Here is a 20,418-nt window from a genome sequence, read left to right as displayed (position 1 = left end):
AGCGGAAGGCGTCGTAAGCGTGGAGTGGGCCGCCTCAGGCGACGGCCTTGGCCTTGCCGCAAGGCGCCTAGGTAAGCTTACGCCGTTCGCTCTCAGCCCTATTTGCCGCCTTGAGCTGGCCTGCGATGTAGTCGGAGATATCGCCGATCTCAGCCTGCAAGTCCGCTTCCGGGATACCTTGTTCCTTAGCAGCATCGATGAGGCGGCGGGTCAGTTCGGTGACATCCTGCGACGCGCCGACAGTCCGATACTGTTCGATAGCGTGAACGCTATTCTCGATCCAGAAATCGACAAACTCGCGCGCCTTGCTCATCGTGCATCCTCTCCGCAAATCCCAAGACCAGCGTTAGCGCCGGTGAGCAAACGCAGCAAGGGCTACTCGAAGCTTCGGACGAGCCGACGTTCGGCAGTCAGCCGGAGACGCGCCTTTGGCGAAATTGATCACTTCGCACAGTCTGCGGCGGGCGGGGCTCGATCATTTAGCCCGTCTTATTCATCAGCGGCTTGTTGAGAGGCTGGCGAGCGTGGCGTAAGCCGCTGAGATGGCGTAGGATTCGGTTGCTGACACCCACCCTCCGCGCATCCGGGCCGCCACACTCGCCATGACCGATGATACGAGTCTGCCGTTCTCATTTCCAGCCGTTTCCCGCAAGAAGATCACAGCCTCGTTCGACGGCGGCAAGCTGACGTCGGATGGCGGCGTCATGCTTCTGGCCATGGCGGACCGGCGCCTCGGCTTGGCCGTGAAGTTGTCCTGCGTATTCCCCGAGCGGCGCGATCCGGGACGCATCGTGCACAGCCTTGCGGATATGATCCGCGCCCGCATCTTCGCCATCGCGTGTGGTTACGAGGATGGCAATGATCTCGATCGTTTACGCGGCGATCCGGCGTTCAAGCTGGCTTGCGGCCGACTGCCGGACACTGGCCGGGATCTGTGTTCGCAGCCGACCCTATCGCGCCTGGAGAATGCACCACACCTGCGCGAGGTGATCCGGCTGAGCTCTGTGCTGGTTGACCTATGGATGGACAGCTACGCGCGAGCGCCGAGCGCAATCACGCTCGACATCGACGACACGGTCGACGTGGTGCATGGCCGTCAGCAACTCTCGCTGTTCAACGCCCATTATGATGAACACTGCTTCCTGCCGATCCACGTCTACGACACCGAGCACAGCCGGCCTGTTGCGGTCATCCTGCGCCCCGGCAAGACGCCGAGCGGCCGCGAGGTGCGGGCACACCTGCGCCGCCTGGTTCGGCGCATTCGCCGGCGCTGGCCCGATACGCGTATCACCTTCCGCGGCGACAGCCATTACGCCGGCCCCGAGGCGATGACTTTTTGCGAGCAAAACGGCGTCGATTACATCTTCGCGCCAGCCGGCACGAAGCCGCTCGCCAGAAAGGTCGACGAGGTCTGTGATGCATTTCGAACCGAACGTGCGATCGAGAACAAGATCGTGGTTCGCGGCTACACCGAGACCCGCCACGCGGCCGGCTCCTGGCATCGTGAGCGCCGTGTCGTCGCCCGCATCGAGGCAACCCAACAAGGGCTCGACGTCCGCTACGTCGTCACCAGCCTGGATATCAGCTCGGCTGAGTGGATCTATGACAGCCTCTATTGCGCTCGCGGACAGGCCGAGAACCTGATCAAGCTGCACAAGACCCAGCTCGCCTCCGATCGCACCAGTTGCCGCTCGGCGCTCGCCAACGAGGTCCGCCTCGTCTTCCACACCGCCGCCTATTGGCTCATCCTCGCCGTGCGCGATGCCATCCCAAAGCCGCGCGATCTGGCAACGGCCGAGTTCAACACGATCAGGCTCAGGCTTCTCAAGATCGCAGCCCGCGTCATCGAGACCGCCACCCGCGTCCGTCTCGCCTTCGCTGCGGCGTGCCCCGACGCCGACCTGTTCCGCGACTTGGCAAACGCTCTGGTCCCGCAAGCACCCTGACGCGCGGGGCATGAGCCCCCGGTCACCCCGCTGCCGTCCTCCAACGCGTTCACGAAGTCGGGTCGAAAAGCGGCGAAAAAGCCGAAGCGTTCGCGCGCGCCTTCACCCCGACCGGAAATGTTCCAGCTGCCCCGCCCGGCAATCATGAATAAGACGGGCTAGCTTCTTCAAATTGCTTGAGGGCGCACAGAAAAGCTGGCGACGGCTCGACGGACACAACCAGTTGCCAAAACTCGTTCTCGGTGTGACATTCAACGACGAGATCGAGGTCATCGCCAAGCCGACCGACCGTCAGCCCGCAACCGCCGCCGCCTGACCGGCCCGGTCGTCTCCAAAAATTGGCGATAGCTCATTGCGGGCTTCTGCTAGCGTGGCGCCCGAAACCCTCAGAAGTTACTGAACATCAAGGCTGCGGTGAGATGTTTCCTCACCAACGACGCGCACGCGGCAGATAACTGCATTGTCCGGCTCGGCTACGGCCCTTTGGCCATGTCAGGTTCTCGAAAGCTTGCTCGAGTAGGAGGCCTGCTCAAGGTGATCAGACATGAGGTTAGCGTGGACCGTCAAAATTTTGACCCATTTAATCTACCGGCTTGGTTACAGGTGGAGCACGCTGTCTCGGAAGAGCCCCAGACGGACCAGGCCGGGCAAGACGGCTTTGAGCAACACTTGGCCGAGGCAAACCAGACCGATTCTGCTCCCGTCGCCAGTGAGGGACGAGACAACCAGTTTTACCCCCATCTGTCTGAAGAAGACCGGGACATTATCGATAGGGCGATTACTCAGTATGCGACTCAGAAAAATCCACAACCGAGCACGATTAAGTTTTATACTCAGGCACTTCGTCGATTGGGGAATGATCTCCGCGCTCGTGGCCAAACGACTGATCTAAGGGACCACCGGTCCCTGCTCGATCACGTAAATAGCTACTTTCCGAGAGACGTAAACATGAAGACAGGGGTGGGCGTCCTTCGCGCGTATCACGATTCCGGCCATATCGTTTCTCGCGGGCGGCCGCGCACGATCCCCTCAGCGAAAGACGCGTCTAGCGAAGGCCAGCCGTTCTGGGACGAGCCGATGGTTGCACTCGCCAGGAGCAACGTCCTGCCAAGCGAGGAGGTCCTCATCAACTTTGAGCAGGAGGCAGCTCAGTCGAGAGCAGCGAAGAGGCCGAGGAAGCTAAATAACTCGCAAACGGTTGTAATTGAGCGGCAGCCGACCGAGATCGCGACTTCAGGAGAGGGGGGTGGAGCAATGCCAGCGGCCTCGGCGCTGCAGCCGGCTGAGTCAACGGGAATTGTCGGGCAGAGGGACGAGCAGCCTCTTTATCCGGAGGATGCTCCAGATATCTTGAGGCTTAAGGACGCCCTCATCGAAGGCGGGATGACCTCCGCCGCGGCGAAGCAATATGTAAGCTGTCTTCTTGGCTTTAGCCGTTGGCTGTTCGCAAAAAACAGACCGAGCATCGTTGCTCGGATGGACAGCAAGTCGCTGAGCGACGGCGGTGACATACACGAGTTCGCCGGAGAGGGTACGAGGAAGAAACTCCTTGCAGCATTAGGGCATCTCCGCACCCTTCGGTCAACTGGTGCGCCGATCGTACGCCCAGGGCGCGCTCGCGCCAACCACAATCCTCCTCCCCCGAACGTGGTCCTCACTAATCCCGAAAGCACGGCACTGGTTGGTCCGAGGCGCCTCGACGATGCCGCCGCGCAGCGCAACGCGCCGCACGAAGCTGATAGTCGGCTAGAAGAGCTGCAGGAACAACAGGATGATCAACCCGCGCCGTCGGTTTTCGGCCAAGAGCTCGCCGCATTTGATCCAGAGCAGCTTCCTCAGGAGCAGCTTCGGCGAGTGCTGGATCATCTGGATGATAAACGCATTCCTTCGCCACTCTCCGTCGTTCCAGAGGAGCTTCAGCGACTGGAAAAGGACCTCCACGAGGAGCTTCACGGACGACGGGACAACCATCCCGCGCCTTCGTTCTCAGTTGATCCTGAAGAGTTCACTTTCAATCCAGAGCTGTTCGCCCCAGGGGAGCTTTGGCGACTGCTTGGTGATGAATCCGCCTCGGAGCTTGAGGGAGGGCGTGATGATCAATCGGCTCACCCGTCGGTTTTCGTCCAGAGGCAGGTCGCGCTCGATCCAGAGCAGCTTACTCCGGAGCAGCTTCGGCGAGTGCTGGATCATCTGGATGATCAACCCATTCCTTCGCCAGTCTCCGTCGCTCCAGAGGAGCTTCAGCGACTGGAAAAGGACCTCCATGAGGAGCTTCACGGACGACGGGACAACCACCCCGCGCCTTCGTTCTCAATTGATCCAGAAGAGTTTACTTTCAATCCAGAGCTATTCTCTTCAGGGGAGCTTTGGCGACGATGAATCCGCAGAGCAGGAAGGGTGAGATGATCACCTCGCCCCGTCCGCTTTGGTCCAGGGGGATGTCGCATTCGATGCAGAGCAGAGCTCTCAGGAGGGAGCTAGGGCAAGTGCTGGATCATCTGGATGACCATCCCCCTCGCCAGTCTCCGTCCTCTCAAAGCGGCTTCCCGGTCGCATCGTCCCCGGGGAACCAAAGGCGGCGTCCCGTTTCGGGATCACTTCCAGTCGGCGCGCCGTCAAATCCGACGCGAGCGTGGTATCGCTCCAGCGTAGGCCGCCTTGCGCGGTGTGGTGCTTAGCCCGTCCTATTCGTGAGAGTGCGTTTTTTTTGGTCCGATTGATGTGGCCGCACATCTACTCTGACGAGGCGCGCGGGATTGCCTTCGGCTTTTCATCGCCTGACGACCGGTACTTTGCAACGCGCTTGAGGTGTAGGTTGGGCGAACGGGGGCGGACGCCTCGCCGGTCAAGGACCGAGCGGCAGCAGCGCGCCTGGCAAGCCGCGGATCAGGTCGGCTTCGGGACATGCCGCGGCAAACGCGGCTCGTGGTCTCGACGACACGGGCAGCGAGTTTCAAGAGACGAAGACGCAGCGTCGCGAACTCGGCTGTGGCCAATTCCCGGGCTTTGGGAATCGCGTCGCGCACGGTCAGCATCAGCCAATAAGCGGCGGTGTCGAGAACGAGGCGGACTTGATTGGCGAGCGCCGAACGGCAGCTGGTGCGATCGGAGGCGAGCTGCGTCTTATGCAGCTTGATCAGATTCTCGGCTTGGCCGCGCGCGCAATACAGGCTGTCGTAGATCCACTCGGCCGAGCCGACATCGAGGCTGGTGACGACGAAACGGATGTCGAGGCCGAGCATCGTCGCCTCAATACGGGCGACGGTACGTCGTTCGCGATCCCAGGACTTTGCCTTGTGGCGCGTCTCGGTATAGCCACGCAGAACCGGCAGGTTCTCGATGGCGCGTCGCGTGCGGATGCCGTCGGCGGCCTCGTCGACTTTTCTGGCGAGCGGCTTGGTGCCGGACAGACCGAAGATGTAGTCGATGCCGTTGGTCTCGCACCACGCCATTGCCTCCGGCCGGGCATAGCGCCCGTCGCCACGGAACGTAATTCGCGTGTTGTGCCACCGCGTCCGGATATGCCGTATCAGGCGGCGCAGATGGGCACGCACCTCGACGCCGCCCGGCGTCTTGCCGGGCCGCAGCACGACCGCCACGGGCCGGCTCTTCTCCGTGTCGTAGACGTGGATCGGCAGGAAGCAGCGTTCGTCATAATGAGCGTTGAACAGCGAGAGCTGCTGATGGCCGTGGACGACATCGCAGGTATCATCGATGTCGGGCGTGACGGATGCCGGCTCGCGCGGGTAGCTATCCATCCATGCGTCGAAGGCGCGGAGCATTCTCCAGCTGCGACAGCGTCGGTTGGGAACACAGATCGCGACCCGTGTCCGGCAGCCGTCCGCAGGCCAGCTTGAATGCGGGATCGGACCGCGGATGATCGAGGTCGTCGGCGTCCTCGCCCACATCGCCGACCTTCCGCATCGCGTCTGCACGAACTGCTGCCCTAGGAATGGAAGCTCCAGCACCAAGCCGACAAGCCCGGCGATCAGCAGGCTGCCTGACCTTCACACGCTATCATAGAGCTCGCCGTGCCCGCGCGCATGCGTTGATCAGGCGGCCTTCGTCGTTTTACGATTACCCACATCTTTTGCGGTGCACTGAGCCGAAAACTTGAGTCGCCAGAATCGCTAGTGATTCTTTGATGTACCAACCGCTGGTACATGCCGATTCCGAGGCCCAGAAAATTGGAACTATGCCTCATGATATTTGGATTCATGGCATGATAATTGGAACCATGTCGGCAGCGCCTTTGAGGTAGGCGATCGAGGGGTAGGCCTTTCCCTTGACCGGCGCTCCAGTCACCGGCACGCCCCTTCTGCGGGGGCATCCCACAACGCTCCGAGAGTGTGGGCGCGGATGGGCCTTTTCGTGACGGGTTGAAGGCTGGGAGAAAGCCTCCCGGCGCCGTCGCGGAGCCCCCTGCGATGTCCAGCGAAACCATACGGCCTCGACAACGCCAACCGGACGAGCCTTTAGCCTGCCCTGTTCTCCCTCTCTTCGAGGCATCTGAGAGCCCGTTGGTATTCAAATTCGCACCATGCAAGCTCGAAAGGTTCCATCAGTGTCTCTACCCACGCCTCGGCAAAGGCTGCCATTCCGACGAAAAACAGAATCCGCGACCTCCTGACTGACTATCGTTGACGTCGCCGGCGAAGTCGAATGAGATGTCCGCCACGGCCAGCGACATATGCAGCTAAGAGGATCGCCATCAGCGCTTCAATTGGACCTTGGTAAGCGTTAGGCAACTCAAGGAAGGCTCGGAACGATACGAAGGTTTATGGCGATCCGTTCGCCTGGCACTTGCCGCTTACGGGGAACAGGTTGCATTCGGGGCGAGGATAGCGAAAACTGTAGCCCTGATAAGAAGGCGGTGGCGCAGCACAATGCGGAATTGCCCGGCTAGTCTTACTGCGTCACAAATCATGACGGCGCATCGACCTGGATTTGGACTGCGCAGCACGGACATCTACGTAGCCGGCTAACCAATGCGCTGGTAAGGCGCCGCCGCATGGTAGCGATCGAATTCGGAATATGACGCTCGGTTCTGAGCGGTAGCGCCCCGCGGCTTTTGATTTTTGGGAAGCGCAAATTCTTTGACGAACGCGGGCCGACGAGGTCGTGAGGGGGGAATCGTCTCCCTTTCGGAGATCAGGAAGCCGTAGGCGGCGATGCATAACGTGGCGTGGTGATGGAAGCCGCGCCAACCACGCCCTTCATAATGCCCCAGGCCGACCTCCTGCTTGAGCTCTTGGTAGTCGCGTTCGATGCGCCATCTGAGCTTGGCGAAGTTGACCAGGGCGCGGAAGGAGATGTTTTCAGGCAGTGTCGAGAACCAGTATTTGGTCGGCTCCGCCTCGCCGTCAGGCCATTCGATCAACAGCCATTCCTCCGCACGGGGCTCGCTCAGCCAGTAATCGCGATTAGCGGGACGGACCCGAACGCGTGCAAAGCGCGAGGTCAGCCAATCAGCACTGCCTTCGCGCCATCTGACATTGCGCCAGGCCGTTCTCGGCAGCGCGAGCGCCTTGACTGAGCAGGGCTTATTTTTGTCGTCGCGCCGGATCAGCTTTGGCGGCCGCCCATTCCCAGACCATCGCTTTGGTGGCAGCGGTCTCGTGCCTGGTGGCCAGACAGAGGTGTGCGGCAAGATACCGGCAACATAGCGCAACCCCAGTGCCGTCACTTCCCCGCGCAGCGCGGTATCGGCCCCATATCCCGCATCCATCAGCACAACACCGCGTGCAATGCCCGCTGCACACGCCGACCGGATCTGCTCCAGCGCGATCTCAGGCTTGGTCTTGAAGGTGACATCCTTTGGTACGCCCGCCTTCTCTCGGCGATCCTCATCCTCGGCCCAACTTTCCGGCAGGTACAAACGGTAGGCGATCGGCAAACTCGCATGATGATTGGCAATCGATAGCGAGACCGCCACTTGGCAATTGTCCTGCTTACCAAGCTGACCGCAGTATTGCCGTGCCACGCCAACCGAATGCCGCCCTTTCTTGGGAAAGCCAGTATCATCGATGATCCAGGCCTCGATCGGACCGTGTCGCTCGATCTTGGGCTGGACCATCTCTCGCACCTTGCTCAAGACCTTCTCGTCCGACCATCCGCCCGCGCCGACGAAATGCAATAATGATTGATGCTGGGCCGCCGTTCGCTCCGGGGCTGTTATCGCCGCCATCGGCTCGACGCTTTTGCGATCCCCGGGCAGCATCAGGCCAACACAGTAGTCCCTCAGCGGTCTCGTCCGATCCGCGTGCCCGATCACGCTCGCCAAACCCTCGACATAGGCCGTAAATCGCGATTCACCCTGGTTACCGCTTCGGCTACCCATTCCAGCTCCCCCTCGCGTGAGTCCCTCGGGTAGCCGATTCGTCGTCAAAAACGTCCGCGACTTTCTGACTCAGTAAGACTAGGTGGTTGCGGCGTAAGCGCGACTTTCTCGTCACATTGAATCTCGCATAGAATCAGTCGGCCCCTACGAGAGCCAGTGGATTCGCTGCTGGACGAGAGATTATGTTATATCAGGCCGGGTTTTCGGCGCTGCGGCTTTTGGGGAAGTTGAGAGGGAGTAGATCTTCAATATCGTCGTCGTCGCGGCGCTGGGGCAATTCGGTGAGGACATGTCGCAACCATGCGAAGGGCTCAACGCTACAGGCGCGACAGGTCAGCACCAGGCTATAGACAACGGCACTGGCGCTGGCTCCATCAACGGTATCGCTGAAGAGCCAATTTTTCCTGCCACAGGCGAAGATTCTGATGTCGCGCTCAAGAAGGTTGTTGTGGATCGGCATCTCGCCGTCCTCGTTGTAGCGCGTCAGATATTCCCACTGATTGAGCGTATAGGAGACAGCATCGCCGAGCTTGGTGTCGGGCACGACCTTTGCGGCGATTGCTTCGAGCCATGCCTTGAGAGTGTTCAGGACAGGAATGCTGTGTTGCTGGCGGAAGCGGCGCCTGTAATTGGCCCGCGTTTCGCCGTCATCCGGTTTTTCTTCACGCACCTGTCTTTCAATCCGGTAGAGTTGGTCGAAGAACTTGAGGGCTTGCGCCGGCAGCCCGCCGGGTTTCTTCCTCGCTTTGAGGGCGTCGACAAAGCGCCGCCTGGCGTGGGCCACGCATCCGATATGCGTGGCGCCTTTCAACGTGCGCCAGGCCGAGTAACCGTCACTCATCAAGATGCCGCGGTAGTCCCCAAGGAAGGTCTGCGGGTGTTCCTGCCCACGACCAGGCTGATAATCGAACAGCACAATCGGCAGCTCACTGTCCTCGCCGCTGCAATAGGCCCACATGTACGAGGTGCTGGAGGCTTCCTTGTCCTTTTCCTTAATACCTGAACCGTTGTTTCGTCGCCGTGGATGAGGGCCTGGCACGCTCGGGTGCACAACCGTCACCCGCAGCTTCTGTCCTTCTTCCATCACGTAGTGTCCACCTCACATTTGGTGGCCACCTCGTGCATCAGCTCTCTCAACATAAAAGGTACGCGAATGAGGAAGCTAAAGTCCTCGCATTTTAAATCGCCGTCCAAGGAAACGGTAGTGAAGCGATCGATTACGATGTGATGGCTGCCGCCTATCGGGCTGACAATGAGCACGGCGCTTGGAACACGCTATACGAAATGTGCGCCATTCTCACCTTATTCGGCGCTTGCCTATACCCAACGATCGAGACGATGGCAATCGACAGGATCGAACGACGGAGCGCATCGCTCTGTGCTCACTCCGGCCATCATCGTGCCATCAACGTGTGGTCATCGCGATCGCTGTCGATCGACAGCGTTTGCTCCATCGTCTCATACGTACTATCAGCCCCTCTACTTCATGAAGCGCGATTGAAAAAGACGAACGATGGGGTTTATGCGTCGGCCAATCTCTGCGACAAGGCACCGAGTCGCCTGAAGGCACAGCCGTCGGCTGGTTTGCAAAATGAATAGGAGGCATCGGGTTGCTAATAGATTTTCCGCGCATCAATCGGTCTAAGGCTGTCTTCGATGATATTTATGCTTCGGATGATCCCAGGGCATATTTCACCGTGCTGGGAGACCTGGATTATATGATCCCGGACGTGGCTGAGCCGGTTGTGCGCCAGATTCTCGCGGCGAACGCATCGGCAACTGGCGTTAAGCCGACCGTGCTTGACATTGGCTGTTCATACGGCATCAACGCTGCTGTGCATCGGTTTCCACTGACGTTCGGGGGCTTGCGTCATCGCTACGCTCGGCGCGAGATGAGGGCAATCAGCTCTGATACACTGGTGCGTCTTGATCGCAGTTTCTATGCGTCTTGGCCGGATGTCGGACTGGCACGATTTATCGGTCTCGATGTATCGGCACCGGCGATCAGCTATGCAACAGGTGTCGGTCTCCTTGAGCAGGGTATTGTCGCTGATCTTGAAAAGGATCCGCTATCGACGGACAGCGCGCACATCATCCGCCCCACTGACGTTATCATGTCGACGGGGTGCATCGGCTACGTTACCGAGAAGACGTTCAGCAAAATTCTCGATGCGACAGAGAAGCGTCCATGGATTATCTCATTCGTGCTACGAATGTTCCCATTTGATTCTCTGGCTGCAACGCTCGCGAAGCGTGGCCTTGTAACGGAACGTCTTACCGGCGCGACATTTATCCAGCGTCGCTTTCGCGATGCTGAAGAGTTTGAAAGTTGTTTGGCCACCTTGGCGGCTCTTGGCGTCGATACTACCGGTCTTGAGTCGGAAGGGCTGTTTCACGCCGATTTGCTCTTGTCCCGCCCTGAGATGGATGCGCGCGCCACCCCTCTCGAAAACATTGTCACCGTCGCCAGCGGCAGGGGTCGGCCTATCGGGCCCCGTTATGTGCATATTGGAGGCAACGCGGGCTTGCAGGTTGCGTTGGAGCCGTGACGGGTTCCTTTTCCGAGGATAGTTGTGGGTATGCCCCAAGGAACTGTACACCGAAGTGGATCATACCCTGACTTCCTGAATGATTACTTTCTATCAGGTCGGTAGTCTTACAGAGAAGCCTTGGTTATGACTACTTCGCCGATTGCGAATCCATGTGTTGCCGTGCCGTATGATCGAGGTCGCCGCTGCGTCAGATTTCTACGATCGAGTGCGGCGTATTGCCGTTTCCAACGTATCGTTCGAAGTGCGGCAAGCGAAGAAGGTCGCACTGCGGCCGACGCCAAGGCCAGGGCGAAATCGATAGCAAAGGTCAGCACGAGCCAGCCGATTAGCGCGCCAGCCAGAGCCTGTTCCAGGCCAGCCAGATCACGCCCGCAATCGCGGCCCAGAAATGGAAGCCGGTCGCGTACGAAGACGAATTTGTCGGCCGCCGCAAGAGCCGCGCCGTTGGCCGCGGGGCATGCACTGTATAGACCGGCTTCGAACGCTCCGCCGAGGATGGACTCTTACTTACAGCATGATCTCCCGGAAAACCGGCACGACCTTTTCCGGATCATGCACCCGGAGATCAGCCGCCGAGCTGCCCCTTGGTTGAGACGCCAGCATGCATTCGCTGTGGTCTTCCATGCGAGCCTGCAGGAAGACGCCGTCTTGAGGTCTGAGGTCGAATACCCGAGCGGGTCTCGCATCGGACCCGCCTGACGACAGGAGGGGGGCGCTCCGATTCTGTCGGCACTCGACACCGCCGCATATTGGCTGATGCTGACCGTGCGCGACGCGATTCCCAAAGCCCGGGAATTGGCCACAGCCGAGTTCGCGACGCTGCGTCTTCGTCTCTTGAAACTCGCTGCCCGTGTCGTCGAGACCACGAGCCGCATTAGCCTTGCGTTTGCCGCGGCATGTCCCGAAGCCGACCTGATCCGCGGCTTGCCAGGCGCGCTGCTGCCGCTCGGTCCTTGACCGGCGGGGCGTCCGCCCCCCGTTCGCCCAACCTACACCTCAAGCGCGTTGCAAAGTACCGGTCGTCAGGCGGTGAAAGGCCGAAGGCAATCCCGCGCGCCTCGTCAGAGCAGATGTGCGGCCACATCAATGGGACCAAAAAAAACGCACTCTCACGAATAGGACGGGCTAAAGGGTAGTTTGTTGCTGATTCCCAGCGTGTCAAATTCGAGCCCGGCTTCGAAGGCCTATATTTTGAAAGTGAGAACGGATGGATTTCCCCTCGACGAAGTGGGTGAGCACGGGCCCGCAAGAGAGTTCACCCGCGGCGCCGTCCGCAGATACGGCGACCTTTGAGCGGCAGCTGAGCGAGATCGCCAATTCAGGTGGAGGTGGTGGAGCAATGCCGGCCGCCTCGGCGCTGCAGCCGGCTCAGTCAGCTGGGGTTTTGAAAGGGCACAGGAAGCAGCCTCTTTATTCCGAGGATGCTCGCCTTATTTCGGGGCTTGAGGAGGCCCTCCGCAACGGCAACGCCGCCAACCACACCGCCAGGGATTATGCAGGTTCTCTTCTCAGCCTTGGCCGCTGGCTCTTCGCAAATAACAAAGATCCGATCGCTGCTCGGCTCGACGACCAGTCGCTAACCGATGATGCGCGCGAGGCCATCAAAAAGGGTCCTAACAGGAGACGACTCCTTCTGGCAATAGACCATCTCCGGACCTTCCAGTCGACGGGCGTCGTGCCGATCACAGGCCGGGCTGAGCTAAATCCTCACCCTCAGGACGTAGCTCTCATCAAAGAGTACAAAAACGAAGCAGCGACAGGGACCGGCAGAGGGTATGCAACTGTTCTTCGCAGTTTCAGTGACTACCTGCGTGAAAACAACAAGAAGGGCATTGCTGCTCGGCTTTCCGGCAAGGCGTTGGATGGAGATGTCGAGAGCTATAGGAAAGACGCCGGGGGTAATCGGAATATCGGTGCCGCACTGGCTGATCTCCGAAAATCGCAGGCTGGCGCTAAAGCGATGGAGCGCGAGCGCCATATTTCCCCCGTTCCTGATCCCGAAGACGCAGCACTGATGGAGCCGATGCCCGTCGGCGGCGCCGCTGCGCAGCACAGCGCGTCGCAGGACGCGGGCAGTTGGCCAAAGGAGCTGCTTCCTGTAGAAGGCTACGATCAGGATTTGCTTTGGGAGCTGATGGACGAACCCGGCCCGTCGTCATCTCTTCTTGAGCCAGCCGCGCGCCATGACCAGTCATCGGATCCCGGAGAGTCCATTCGTCCCTTGAATTGGGGCTCCGACCGCCAGCAGTTCCCGGACGAGCCGATCGGTGCACTTGCCAAGAGCAACCTCCTGCCAAGCAAGGAGGTCCTCATCAACGATGAGCATGACACAGCTGAATTGAGGCCAGCGAAGAGGCCGAGGACCCTAGACAATCTGCACGGCGTTGCCATTGAGCGGCAACTGAGCGAGCGTGGTGGAGCAATGCCGGCCGTCTCGGCGCTGCAGCCTGCTCAGTCAGCTGGGGTTTTGATAGGGCGGAGCAAGCAGCCTCTTTATTCCGAGGACGCTCGTCTTATTTCGGGGCTTGAGGAGGCCCTCCGCAATGGCAACGCCGCCAACCACACCGCCAGGGATTATGCAGGTTCTCTTCTCAGCCTTGGCCGCTGGCTCTTCGCAAATAACAAAGATCCGATCGCTGCTCGGCTCGACGACCAGTCGCTAACCGATGATGCGCGCGAGGCCATCGAAAAGGGTCATCACAGGAGACTCCGTCCGGCAATAGACCATCTCCGGACCTTCCAGTCGACGGGCGGAGTCGTGCCGATCACAGGCCGCGCTGAGCTAAATCCTCATCCCCAGGACGTGGCTCTGATCAAAGAGTACAAAAACGAAGCAGCGACAGGGACCGGCAGGGGGTATGCAGCTGTTCTTCGCAGTTTCAGTGACTATCTGCGTGAAAACAACAAGCCGAGCATTGCTGCTCGGCTTTCCGGCAAGTTCCTGGATGGAGATGTCGAGAGCTATAGGAAAGACGCCGGGGGTAAGAATATCGGTGCCGCGCTGGCTGATCTCCGAAAATCGCAGGCCGGCGCTAAAGCGATGGAGCTCGAGCGCCATATTCTCCCCGGTCCTGATCCCGAAAACGCGGTACAATTGGAGCCGATGCCCGGCGGCGGCGCCGCTGCGCAGCATGCGTCGCAGGACGCGGGCAGTTGGCCAAAGGAGGTGCTTCGTCCCTTGAACTGGGACTACGACCGCCAGCAGTTCCCGGACGAGTCGATCGGTGCACTTGCCAGGAGCAACCTCCTGCCAAGCGAGGAGGTCGTCATCAACGATGAGCATGACACAGCTGAGTTGAGGCCCGCGAAAAGGCCGAGGACCCTAGACAATTTGCACGGCCTTGCCATTGAGCGGCAGCTGAGCGAGATCGCCAATTCAGGTGGAGGTGGTGGAGCAATGCCGACCGCCTCGGCGCTGCAGCCGGCTCAGTCAGCTGGGGTTTTGAAAGGGCACAGGAAGCAGCCTCTTTATTCCGAGGATGCTCGCCTTATTTCGGGGCTTGAGGAGGCCCTCCGCAACGGCAACGCCGCCAACCACACCGCCAGGGATTATGCAGGTTCTCTTCTCAGCCTTGGCCGCTGGCTCTTCGCAAATAACAAAGATCCGATCGCTGCTCGGCTCGACGACCAGTCGCTAACCAATGATGCGCGCGAGGCCATCAAAAAGGGTCTTAACAGGAGACGACTCCTTCTAGCAATAGATCATCTCCGGACCTCGCAGTCGACGGGCGGGATCGTGCCGATCGCAGGCCGCGCTAAGCTGAATCCTTATCCCCAGGACGTGGCTCTCATCAAAGAGTACAAAAACAAAGCTGCGACAGGTACCGTACGTACCTATGCAGTTGTTCTTAACAGTTTCAGTGACTACCTGCGTGAAAATAACAAGAAGGGCATTGCTGCTCGGCTTTCCGGCAAGGCGTTGGATGGAGATGTCGAGAGCTATAGGAAGGACGCCGGGGGTAATCGGAATATCGGTGCCGCACTGGCTGATCTCCGAAAATCGCAGGCTGGCGCTAAAGCGATGGAGCGCGAGCGCCATATTTCCCCCGGTCCTGATCCCGAAAACGCGGTACTGATGGAGCCGATGCCCGCCGGCGGCGCCGCTGCGCAGCACAGCGCGTCGCAGGACGCGGGCAGTTGGCCAAAGGAGCTGCTTCCTGTAGAAGGCTACGATCAGGATTTGCTTTGGGAGCTGATGGACGAACCCGGCCCGTCGTCATCTCTTCTTGAGCCAGCCGCGCGCCATGACCAGTCATCGGATCCCGGAGAGTCCATTCGTCCCTTGAATTGGGGCTCCGACCGCCAGCAGTTCCCGGACGAGCCGATCGGTGCACTTGCCAAGAGCAACCTCCTGCCAAGCAAGGAGGTCCTCATCAACGATGAGCATGACACAGCTGAATTGAGGCCAGCGAAGAGGCCGAGGACCCTAGACAATCTGCACGGCGTTGCCATTGAGCGGCAACTGAGCGAGATCGTCGCTTCAGGCGGTCGCCTGCTGACGTCGGCCCCCACCCATCAACTGGGTGCATCGCCATGGCAGGCGCAGCCGACGATGCAGGGGAGTGGGTACCAAGATGCCACGGCGCTGCAGCGAGCTGTCAGTCGGCCATTGGTCCTCCCGGAAGGTTATAATCAGGATCTGCGTTTGATGGTGGAAGACGGCCCACCGTGGCCCGGGGTTCCCCCGGAGCAGGCGCAGGACATAGTCCAAGCTGGACAGCAGGAACCTGCCTGGTCCGCCTCAACCTGGTCGCCGCAGATGCCGCTCAACTTTGATTGGAGTATGTGGCCGATGCTGGAAGCATCGCCAGCGCAGGCTGCCAGGGCTCGCTCAAGCACCTACGGCGGTCTTGAGCCATTTCTTGCTCTGAATGCGCCGACACCGTCCGAGTTGGGCGACGACGCTCACTTTGCGCCAGCGCACTCTACCAGGGCTCCCTCAGACATCTACGCTGGTCTTGAGCCATTTCTTGCTCTGAATGCGCCGACACCGTCCGAGTTGCGCGACGATGCTCACTTTGAGCCAGCGCAGGCTGCCGGGGCTCGCTCAAGCACCTACGGCGGTCCTCCATTGGTTGATCTGACTGCGGCCACGCCGTCTGAATCACGCGACGATGTTAATTCTGTGCCGGCGTTTCCGAGCACCTCCTACGATGCTCAGATCGGGGCTTTAGGTCCGACAGCCTCGCCTCACGGCCGCGGGCTGGTGCTCGAGGACACGGAATGGCTGGGCGACGAGCATGTCCTGAGAGATTACCAGCTCCTGGCGCAAGAGTTGGGGGGGAACAATCCGAATCTCGCCGCCCGGACGCGGTTCGTGGATCCTCTCATAACCCTTGTTAGCCTGCGCTTGGGCACCGAGAGCGAAATGCTACGCGCATTCCAGCGCATCGTCCATGATCAGAATGGTGACGACACAGCCGACTTCCTGTTCCTGCCAGTGAACAATGCCCGTGCTACGAATCTCCCCGGCACCCATTGGTCGTTGCTGTTTGTTGATCGCCGCGACCGCGAAAGGCCGGTTGCCTATCGCTACGACTCCATGGGGGAATACAACAACACGCCCGCAGCAGAGCTCGCAGCAAGGCTGGGCGCCCGCCTGGAGTCACGCGGCATGACCCAGCAGCTGAACACTTATGATTGCGGCGTCTTCGTGGTGGACGGCACGCGGGCGCTGGTTAGGCAATTGGAGCAAGGACGAGCACCACACCTGCTGAACCTCAGCAGCCTCGTTGCCAATCGGCAGGCGCTGCAGAACCGACTCAGGGGCTGATGTCGTACGCATACGACGAAGCTTTCAATTACCCATAATTTCGCCGACTCGCGCTGATCCGCGAAATCTTGAATCGAAAGTATCACTTGTGATTCCTTGGGAGCACTTGATTCGCGAGGGGGCGCTCTATGGGGCTGACATTAAGGGATCAATCCGCAAAAGGCTGTTTGCGGTCCTGGAAAGGCGAATGTTGGATTGATCGAGAGAGTAGTGGATGCGAGTTTAGGGACGCGGGCTCGGCGACAGATTCCGCAAACTGCTCACGCAGATTGGAAGCGCCATGGGACAAAGCATCCAGCTCGTCTGCCAGGATTGGGCGAATACCAAGGCAGCCTACCGCTTCTTCTCCAATGACCGGGTCAGCGAAGCGGACATTCTGACCGGCCATTTCCAATCGACACGTGATCGTGTCGTCGCCGCTGAAGGTTTGGTTCTTGTGCTGCACGGTACAACCGAGTTCAGCTATCAACGCGAGAAGTCAGAAGTGATCGGCATCACCAAGAGCATAAACAGTGGACGGGATAAGGCGGGAATTGCGTCAAATTCCGCTTACGAAGCTTCTCGCCGAGAGCGTTGACGAGCTTCGCGAGGAGCTATCGCTGAAAGTTGGCGACGGCGGGAATCGGGAAGGCGGCATATCGTGGGGGTGCTTGACGCCTCCACTTCTCCACCGAAGGAGCGATATGCCGTGTCCAAAGATAACATCATCAAGTTGATTCAGCCAGGAAACGTCGACGATCAACTCACCGAAATCTTGCGCAATGGGGCGCGTGCTCTGTTGGCCCAGGCGGTCGAGGCCGAGGTCGCGGACTTTCTCGGCAAGCATGCCGATTTGAGGACTGCGGACGGCCACCAGCGCTCGTGCGCCACGGTCACCTGCCGGAACGCGAGGTGATGACCGGTATCGGTCCGGTCGGCGTCCGCCAGCCGCGTGTACGCGATCGCGAGGCGGAGGCTACCGATCCCGACCGCATCCGGTTCTCTCCGTCGATCCTGCCGCCCTACATGCGCCGCTCGAAATCGATCGAGACGCTGCTGCCGATCCTTTACCTGAAGGGTATCTCCACCGGCGACTTCTCCGAGGCTCTGGCGGCGCTGCTCGGCAAGGATGCTGCCGGGTTGTCGGCATCCGCCATCGGCCGTCTGAAGGACGGTTGGCTTGACGAACACACCGCGTGGCAGAGGCGCGATCTGTCGGCGAAGCGCTACGTCTACATCTGGGCCGATGGCATCCATCTCCAAGCACGCCTCGAAGACGAAAAGCAGTGCATCCTGGTGCTGATCGGCGGTAAGCGCGATTTTCTTCGCACGCCGGCGGTTTTGATGGATTGCCCTGGTATCGGGCGATACCGAGCCGTTCAGGCAGTGGCGGCTTTGTGGAAGTTGAAGGGCAGCAGGTCTGTAATATCGGCGTCGCCGGCGCGCTGAGGCAATTCGGTGAGGACGTGGCGCAACCACGCTAACGGCTCGACACGTGAGGCGCGGCAGGTCAGCATCAGGCTATAGACGACGGCACTGGCCTTGGCTCCGTCCACGGTATCGCTGAACAACCAACTCTTCCTGCCAGTTGCAAAAACCCTGATGTCGCGCTCCAGAAGATTGTTGTCAATCGGCATGCTGCCGTCCCCGGTGTAGCGCGTCAGATATTCCCATTGGTTTCGGGTGTAGGATACGGCGTCGCCGAGCTTGCTGTCAGGCAAGACCTTCGGGGCCATGTCATCGAGCCATACTTTGAGAGCATTGAGGATGGGGACACTATGTTGCTGGCGGAAGCGGCGAATGCAGTAGGCCTGTGTTTCACCCTTCTCCGGTATTCCGTCCCACGCCCGCCTTTCAACCCGGTAGAGCTGTTCAAAGAACCGCAGCGCTTGCTCGGGCGGACCGCCGCCCTTCTTCCTGGCTTTGAGGGCATCGACAAAGCGCCGCCGGGAGTGGGCCATGCATCCAATGTGGGTGGCCCCTTCCAGCGTGCGCCATGCGGTATAGCCGTCACTCATTACAATGCCACGGTAATCGCCGAGGAAGGCTTGCGGGTGGATTTGGCCGCGGCCCGGCTGATAATCCAGAAGAACGATCGGCTCGTGGCTGCCCTTGCCGCTGCGATAAGCCCACATGTACGATGTGCTGGTGGCCCGTTTGTCCTTCTCCTTGAGGACCTGAACCGTTGTCTCGTCGCCATGGATGAGAGGTTGTGATCTGAGCCGCAGCTTCAGGGCGTCGTAGATGCGATGCAGATGCTTCTCGCTCGAGCCAATCACCCAGTGGCCCAAAGCGCCGCGGCTGACAGGAACACCTGCACGTTCGAAGGCCTGCGCCAGGCGGTAGAGCGGCGTGCCATCGACATATTTGTGAACCAGCGCGAACGCCAGCGTCGAGGGCGTGGCAACGCTGCCCGGCAATGGTTGCGGCGGCATCGGCGCGGTCACGACAGGGGCGTGGATCCCGGTGCGATCGCAATGGCGGCACGCATATTTGAAGCGCACATTCTGTAAAACCTTCGCCTTCACCTCGATATGAAGTTGCTCGGTGACAGCCTCGCCCATGCGATGCATCTGGCCACGGCAGCAAGGACACGCCTTCTGATCGTCGGACAGGTCATACTCGACGCGCTCACGAGGTAGGTTCCCCGGCAGCGGCTTGCGGCCGCGCTTCTTTCCCATTGTGTTTTCGACGGGTGGCAAGCCCGTGTCCGGAAGTTCGGCGATATTGTTCGTTTCACTGCCGGCGTCCTCCTCATCGGAGGCCTGCTCGGCTTCATTGAAGAGACGATCAACATGCTTTTCGCTGCGCGGCGCAAAACGATGCAGGCGTGCCAGCGCCAGTTCTTCCTCGAGCTTGGCGACGCGGTCGGCGAGTTGATGGTTCTCCGCCTGCAGCGCAGCAATGCGTGCCAACAGCACTTCAACACTCGGATCGCCGGTTCGATTCATCGAATTCTTGAATCTGAACCGTACCGACGCGTCAACCGCTCAACTCGAGAGCTCAGCCGGCAACCTGATATTGCCGCACCGGATGGCGGACCATCGCATCGATATCGATGCCGTCAAGGATCCAGTGCAATTGCTCCGTCGTCAGCGTGACGATCGCCTCCTGGCGGCGCGGCCATCGGAACCTGTCTTCGGTCAGCCGCTTCAGGACCAGTACAAAGCCGGACCGATCGAAGAACAGAAGCTTCATCCGGTCGCAACGGCGATTGCAGAACGCAAAAACCGCCGGAGTGAATGGATCGAGCGCCATCGTCTCCTGGACCAGGACCGCAAGGCTGTTGATGCCAGCCCGGAAGTCGATCGGCTCACGGTGCAGATAGACCTGCAGGTCATCGCCCAGTCTAAACATCGCCCAGCGCTCCGATGATCGCCGTCAATGCATCCACATCGCCGCATTCCAGCGCGAGCTTCACGCCATTCGGCAGCGACACGCTCACTTTGGCCGGAGAACAAAAAGCTGGAGTCCCTTTGGGTTCCGAACCACGCACTTCATCGTAAGCCGGCAAATCAACCGTCGCCACGCTGTCTTTTCGCGACAGGTCCCGCTCGGACTTCCCCTCAAGCTGAACCGGGATGAACGCCGGGCGTGAGGACGGCGGCAGCGACCTGGTCGCGCTGTGCTTCTTGATCCACTTCCGAAGGAGGTTCGCGTTGACCCCATGTTCGAGTGCAAGCCTCGATACCGAAACCCCAGGCTCAAGGCAGGCCGCGACAAGACGCTCTTTCGATGCCGCCTCGTAGCGCCGGCGACCGTTCCGGCCGACAAGCCTGACCCGCAGTTTCTGATCATCGTCGCTCATCACAAGGTGTCCACCTATTT

The 20,418-nt window shown here is 60.0% G+C and carries 12 protein-coding genes and 5 pseudogenes; 9 read left to right on the top strand and 8 right to left on the bottom strand.

The annotated features are described in order from the left end of the window. Positions 1-67: 67 nt before the first annotated feature. A complete protein-coding gene (locus HAP47_RS34340; RefSeq protein WP_173640826.1) occupies positions 68-313 on the bottom strand; it encodes a hypothetical protein in 246 nt (81 codons plus the stop codon). Between the two features lie 289 nt (positions 314-602). Between HAP47_RS34340 and HAP47_RS34335 the strand changes: the two genes are divergently transcribed. The 3 genes and pseudogenes from HAP47_RS34335 to HAP47_RS34325 all read left to right on the top strand — a co-directional run bounded on the left by HAP47_RS34335 (position 603) and on the right by HAP47_RS34325 (position 4,325). Further along, positions 603-1,946 carry an IS1380 family transposase gene (locus tag HAP47_RS34335; protein ID WP_173640827.1) on the top strand — a complete coding sequence of 448 codons (1,344 nt, stop codon included), beginning with the start codon at positions 603-605 and terminating at the stop codon, positions 1,944-1,946. Between the two features lie 157 nt (positions 1,947-2,103). Next, positions 2,104-2,262 (top strand): annotated as a pseudogene (locus tag HAP47_RS34330) (IS256 family transposase); the annotation flags it as partial. A 632-nt stretch (positions 2,263-2,894) separates the two neighbouring features. Then, positions 2,895-4,325, top strand: a complete 1,431-nt coding sequence (locus HAP47_RS34325; protein WP_231168570.1) for a hypothetical protein — start codon at positions 2,895-2,897, stop codon at positions 4,323-4,325. A gap of 466 nt (positions 4,326-4,791) precedes the next feature. On the opposite strand, the pseudogene HAP47_RS34320 reads toward HAP47_RS34325, so the two are convergent. The 3 genes and pseudogenes from HAP47_RS34320 to tnpC (HAP47_RS34310) all read right to left on the bottom strand — a co-directional run. Further along, positions 4,792-5,846 (bottom strand): annotated as a pseudogene (locus HAP47_RS34320) (IS1380 family transposase); the annotation flags it as partial. Positions 5,847-6,927: 1,081 nt separating this feature from the next. After that, positions 6,928-8,286: an IS701 family transposase gene (locus HAP47_RS34315; RefSeq protein WP_173637460.1), complete on the bottom strand. Its 1,359-nt coding sequence runs from the start codon at positions 8,284-8,286 to the stop codon at positions 6,928-6,930. A gap of 190 nt (positions 8,287-8,476) precedes the next feature. Beyond that, positions 8,477-9,321, bottom strand: a pseudogene (gene tnpC, locus HAP47_RS34310) (IS66 family transposase); the annotation flags it as partial. 192 nt (positions 9,322-9,513) lie between these two features. Here tnpC (HAP47_RS34310) and HAP47_RS34305 point away from each other — a divergent pair. Together HAP47_RS34305 and HAP47_RS34300 are read left to right on the top strand one after the other, a co-directional pair. Beyond that, complete coding sequence (locus HAP47_RS34305; protein ID WP_173640828.1) at positions 9,514-9,885, top strand: hypothetical protein; 372 nt, start codon at positions 9,514-9,516, stop codon at positions 9,883-9,885. Positions 9,886-9,902: 17 nt separating this feature from the next. Beyond that, positions 9,903-10,835, top strand: a complete 933-nt coding sequence (locus tag HAP47_RS34300) for a class I SAM-dependent methyltransferase (protein WP_173642977.1) — start codon at positions 9,903-9,905, stop codon at positions 10,833-10,835. A gap of 328 nt (positions 10,836-11,163) precedes the next feature. Here HAP47_RS34300 and HAP47_RS41705 read toward each other — a convergent pair whose 3' ends face one another. Further along, positions 11,164-11,301: a DUF2628 domain-containing protein gene (locus HAP47_RS41705; protein ID WP_371821702.1), complete on the bottom strand. Its 138-nt coding sequence runs from the start codon at positions 11,299-11,301 to the stop codon at positions 11,164-11,166. A gap of 269 nt (positions 11,302-11,570) precedes the next feature. On the opposite strand from HAP47_RS41705, the pseudogene HAP47_RS34290 reads away from it, so the two are divergent. From HAP47_RS34290 to HAP47_RS34275, 4 genes and pseudogenes are all read left to right on the top strand, one after another. Beyond that, positions 11,571-11,795 (top strand): annotated as a pseudogene (locus HAP47_RS34290) (transposase); the annotation flags it as partial. Between the two features lie 250 nt (positions 11,796-12,045). Beyond that, on the top strand, positions 12,046-16,611 hold the full coding sequence (locus HAP47_RS34285) for a Ulp1 family isopeptidase (RefSeq protein WP_231168569.1): 4,566 nt from the start codon (positions 12,046-12,048) through the stop codon (positions 16,609-16,611). A gap of 280 nt (positions 16,612-16,891) precedes the next feature. After that, on the top strand, positions 16,892-17,188 hold the full coding sequence (locus HAP47_RS34280) for a transposase DNA-binding-containing protein (protein WP_231168567.1): 297 nt from the start codon (positions 16,892-16,894) through the stop codon (positions 17,186-17,188). Positions 17,189-17,299: 111 nt separating this feature from the next. Further along, positions 17,300-17,898: pseudogene (locus tag HAP47_RS34275) on the top strand (transposase); the annotation flags it as partial. A 71-nt stretch (positions 17,899-17,969) separates the two neighbouring features. Here HAP47_RS34275 and tnpC (HAP47_RS34270) read toward each other — a convergent pair. Genes tnpC (HAP47_RS34270) through tnpA form a run of 3 tightly spaced genes read right to left on the bottom strand, consistent with a single transcriptional unit; the run spans position 17,970 to position 20,398 of the window. Then, the gene (gene tnpC, locus HAP47_RS34270) at positions 17,970-19,541 is read right to left on the bottom strand and encodes an IS66 family transposase (protein ID WP_166213725.1); all 1,572 of its coding nucleotides are present in this window, start codon (positions 19,539-19,541) and stop codon (positions 17,970-17,972) included. A gap of 52 nt (positions 19,542-19,593) precedes the next feature. Next, entirely contained in the window at positions 19,594-19,947 is a 354-nt protein-coding gene (tnpB, locus tag HAP47_RS34265; protein WP_166073804.1) for an IS66 family insertion sequence element accessory protein TnpB, read from the bottom strand. Further along, entirely contained in the window at positions 19,940-20,398 is a 459-nt protein-coding gene (tnpA, locus tag HAP47_RS34260; RefSeq protein ID WP_166073826.1) for an IS66-like element accessory protein TnpA, read from the bottom strand. Before tnpA ends, tnpB begins: the two co-directional genes overlap by 8 nt. Between the last annotated feature and the right edge of the window lie 20 nt (positions 20,399-20,418).

The sequence above is a fragment of the Bradyrhizobium sp. 41S5 genome (assembly GCF_011516665.3).
GTDB classification, from domain to species: Bacteria; Pseudomonadota; Alphaproteobacteria; order Rhizobiales; family Xanthobacteraceae; genus Bradyrhizobium; species Bradyrhizobium quebecense.
Note: the sequence above shows the minus strand (reverse complement) of the source record. Positions and strands in the feature narration are given on the sequence as shown.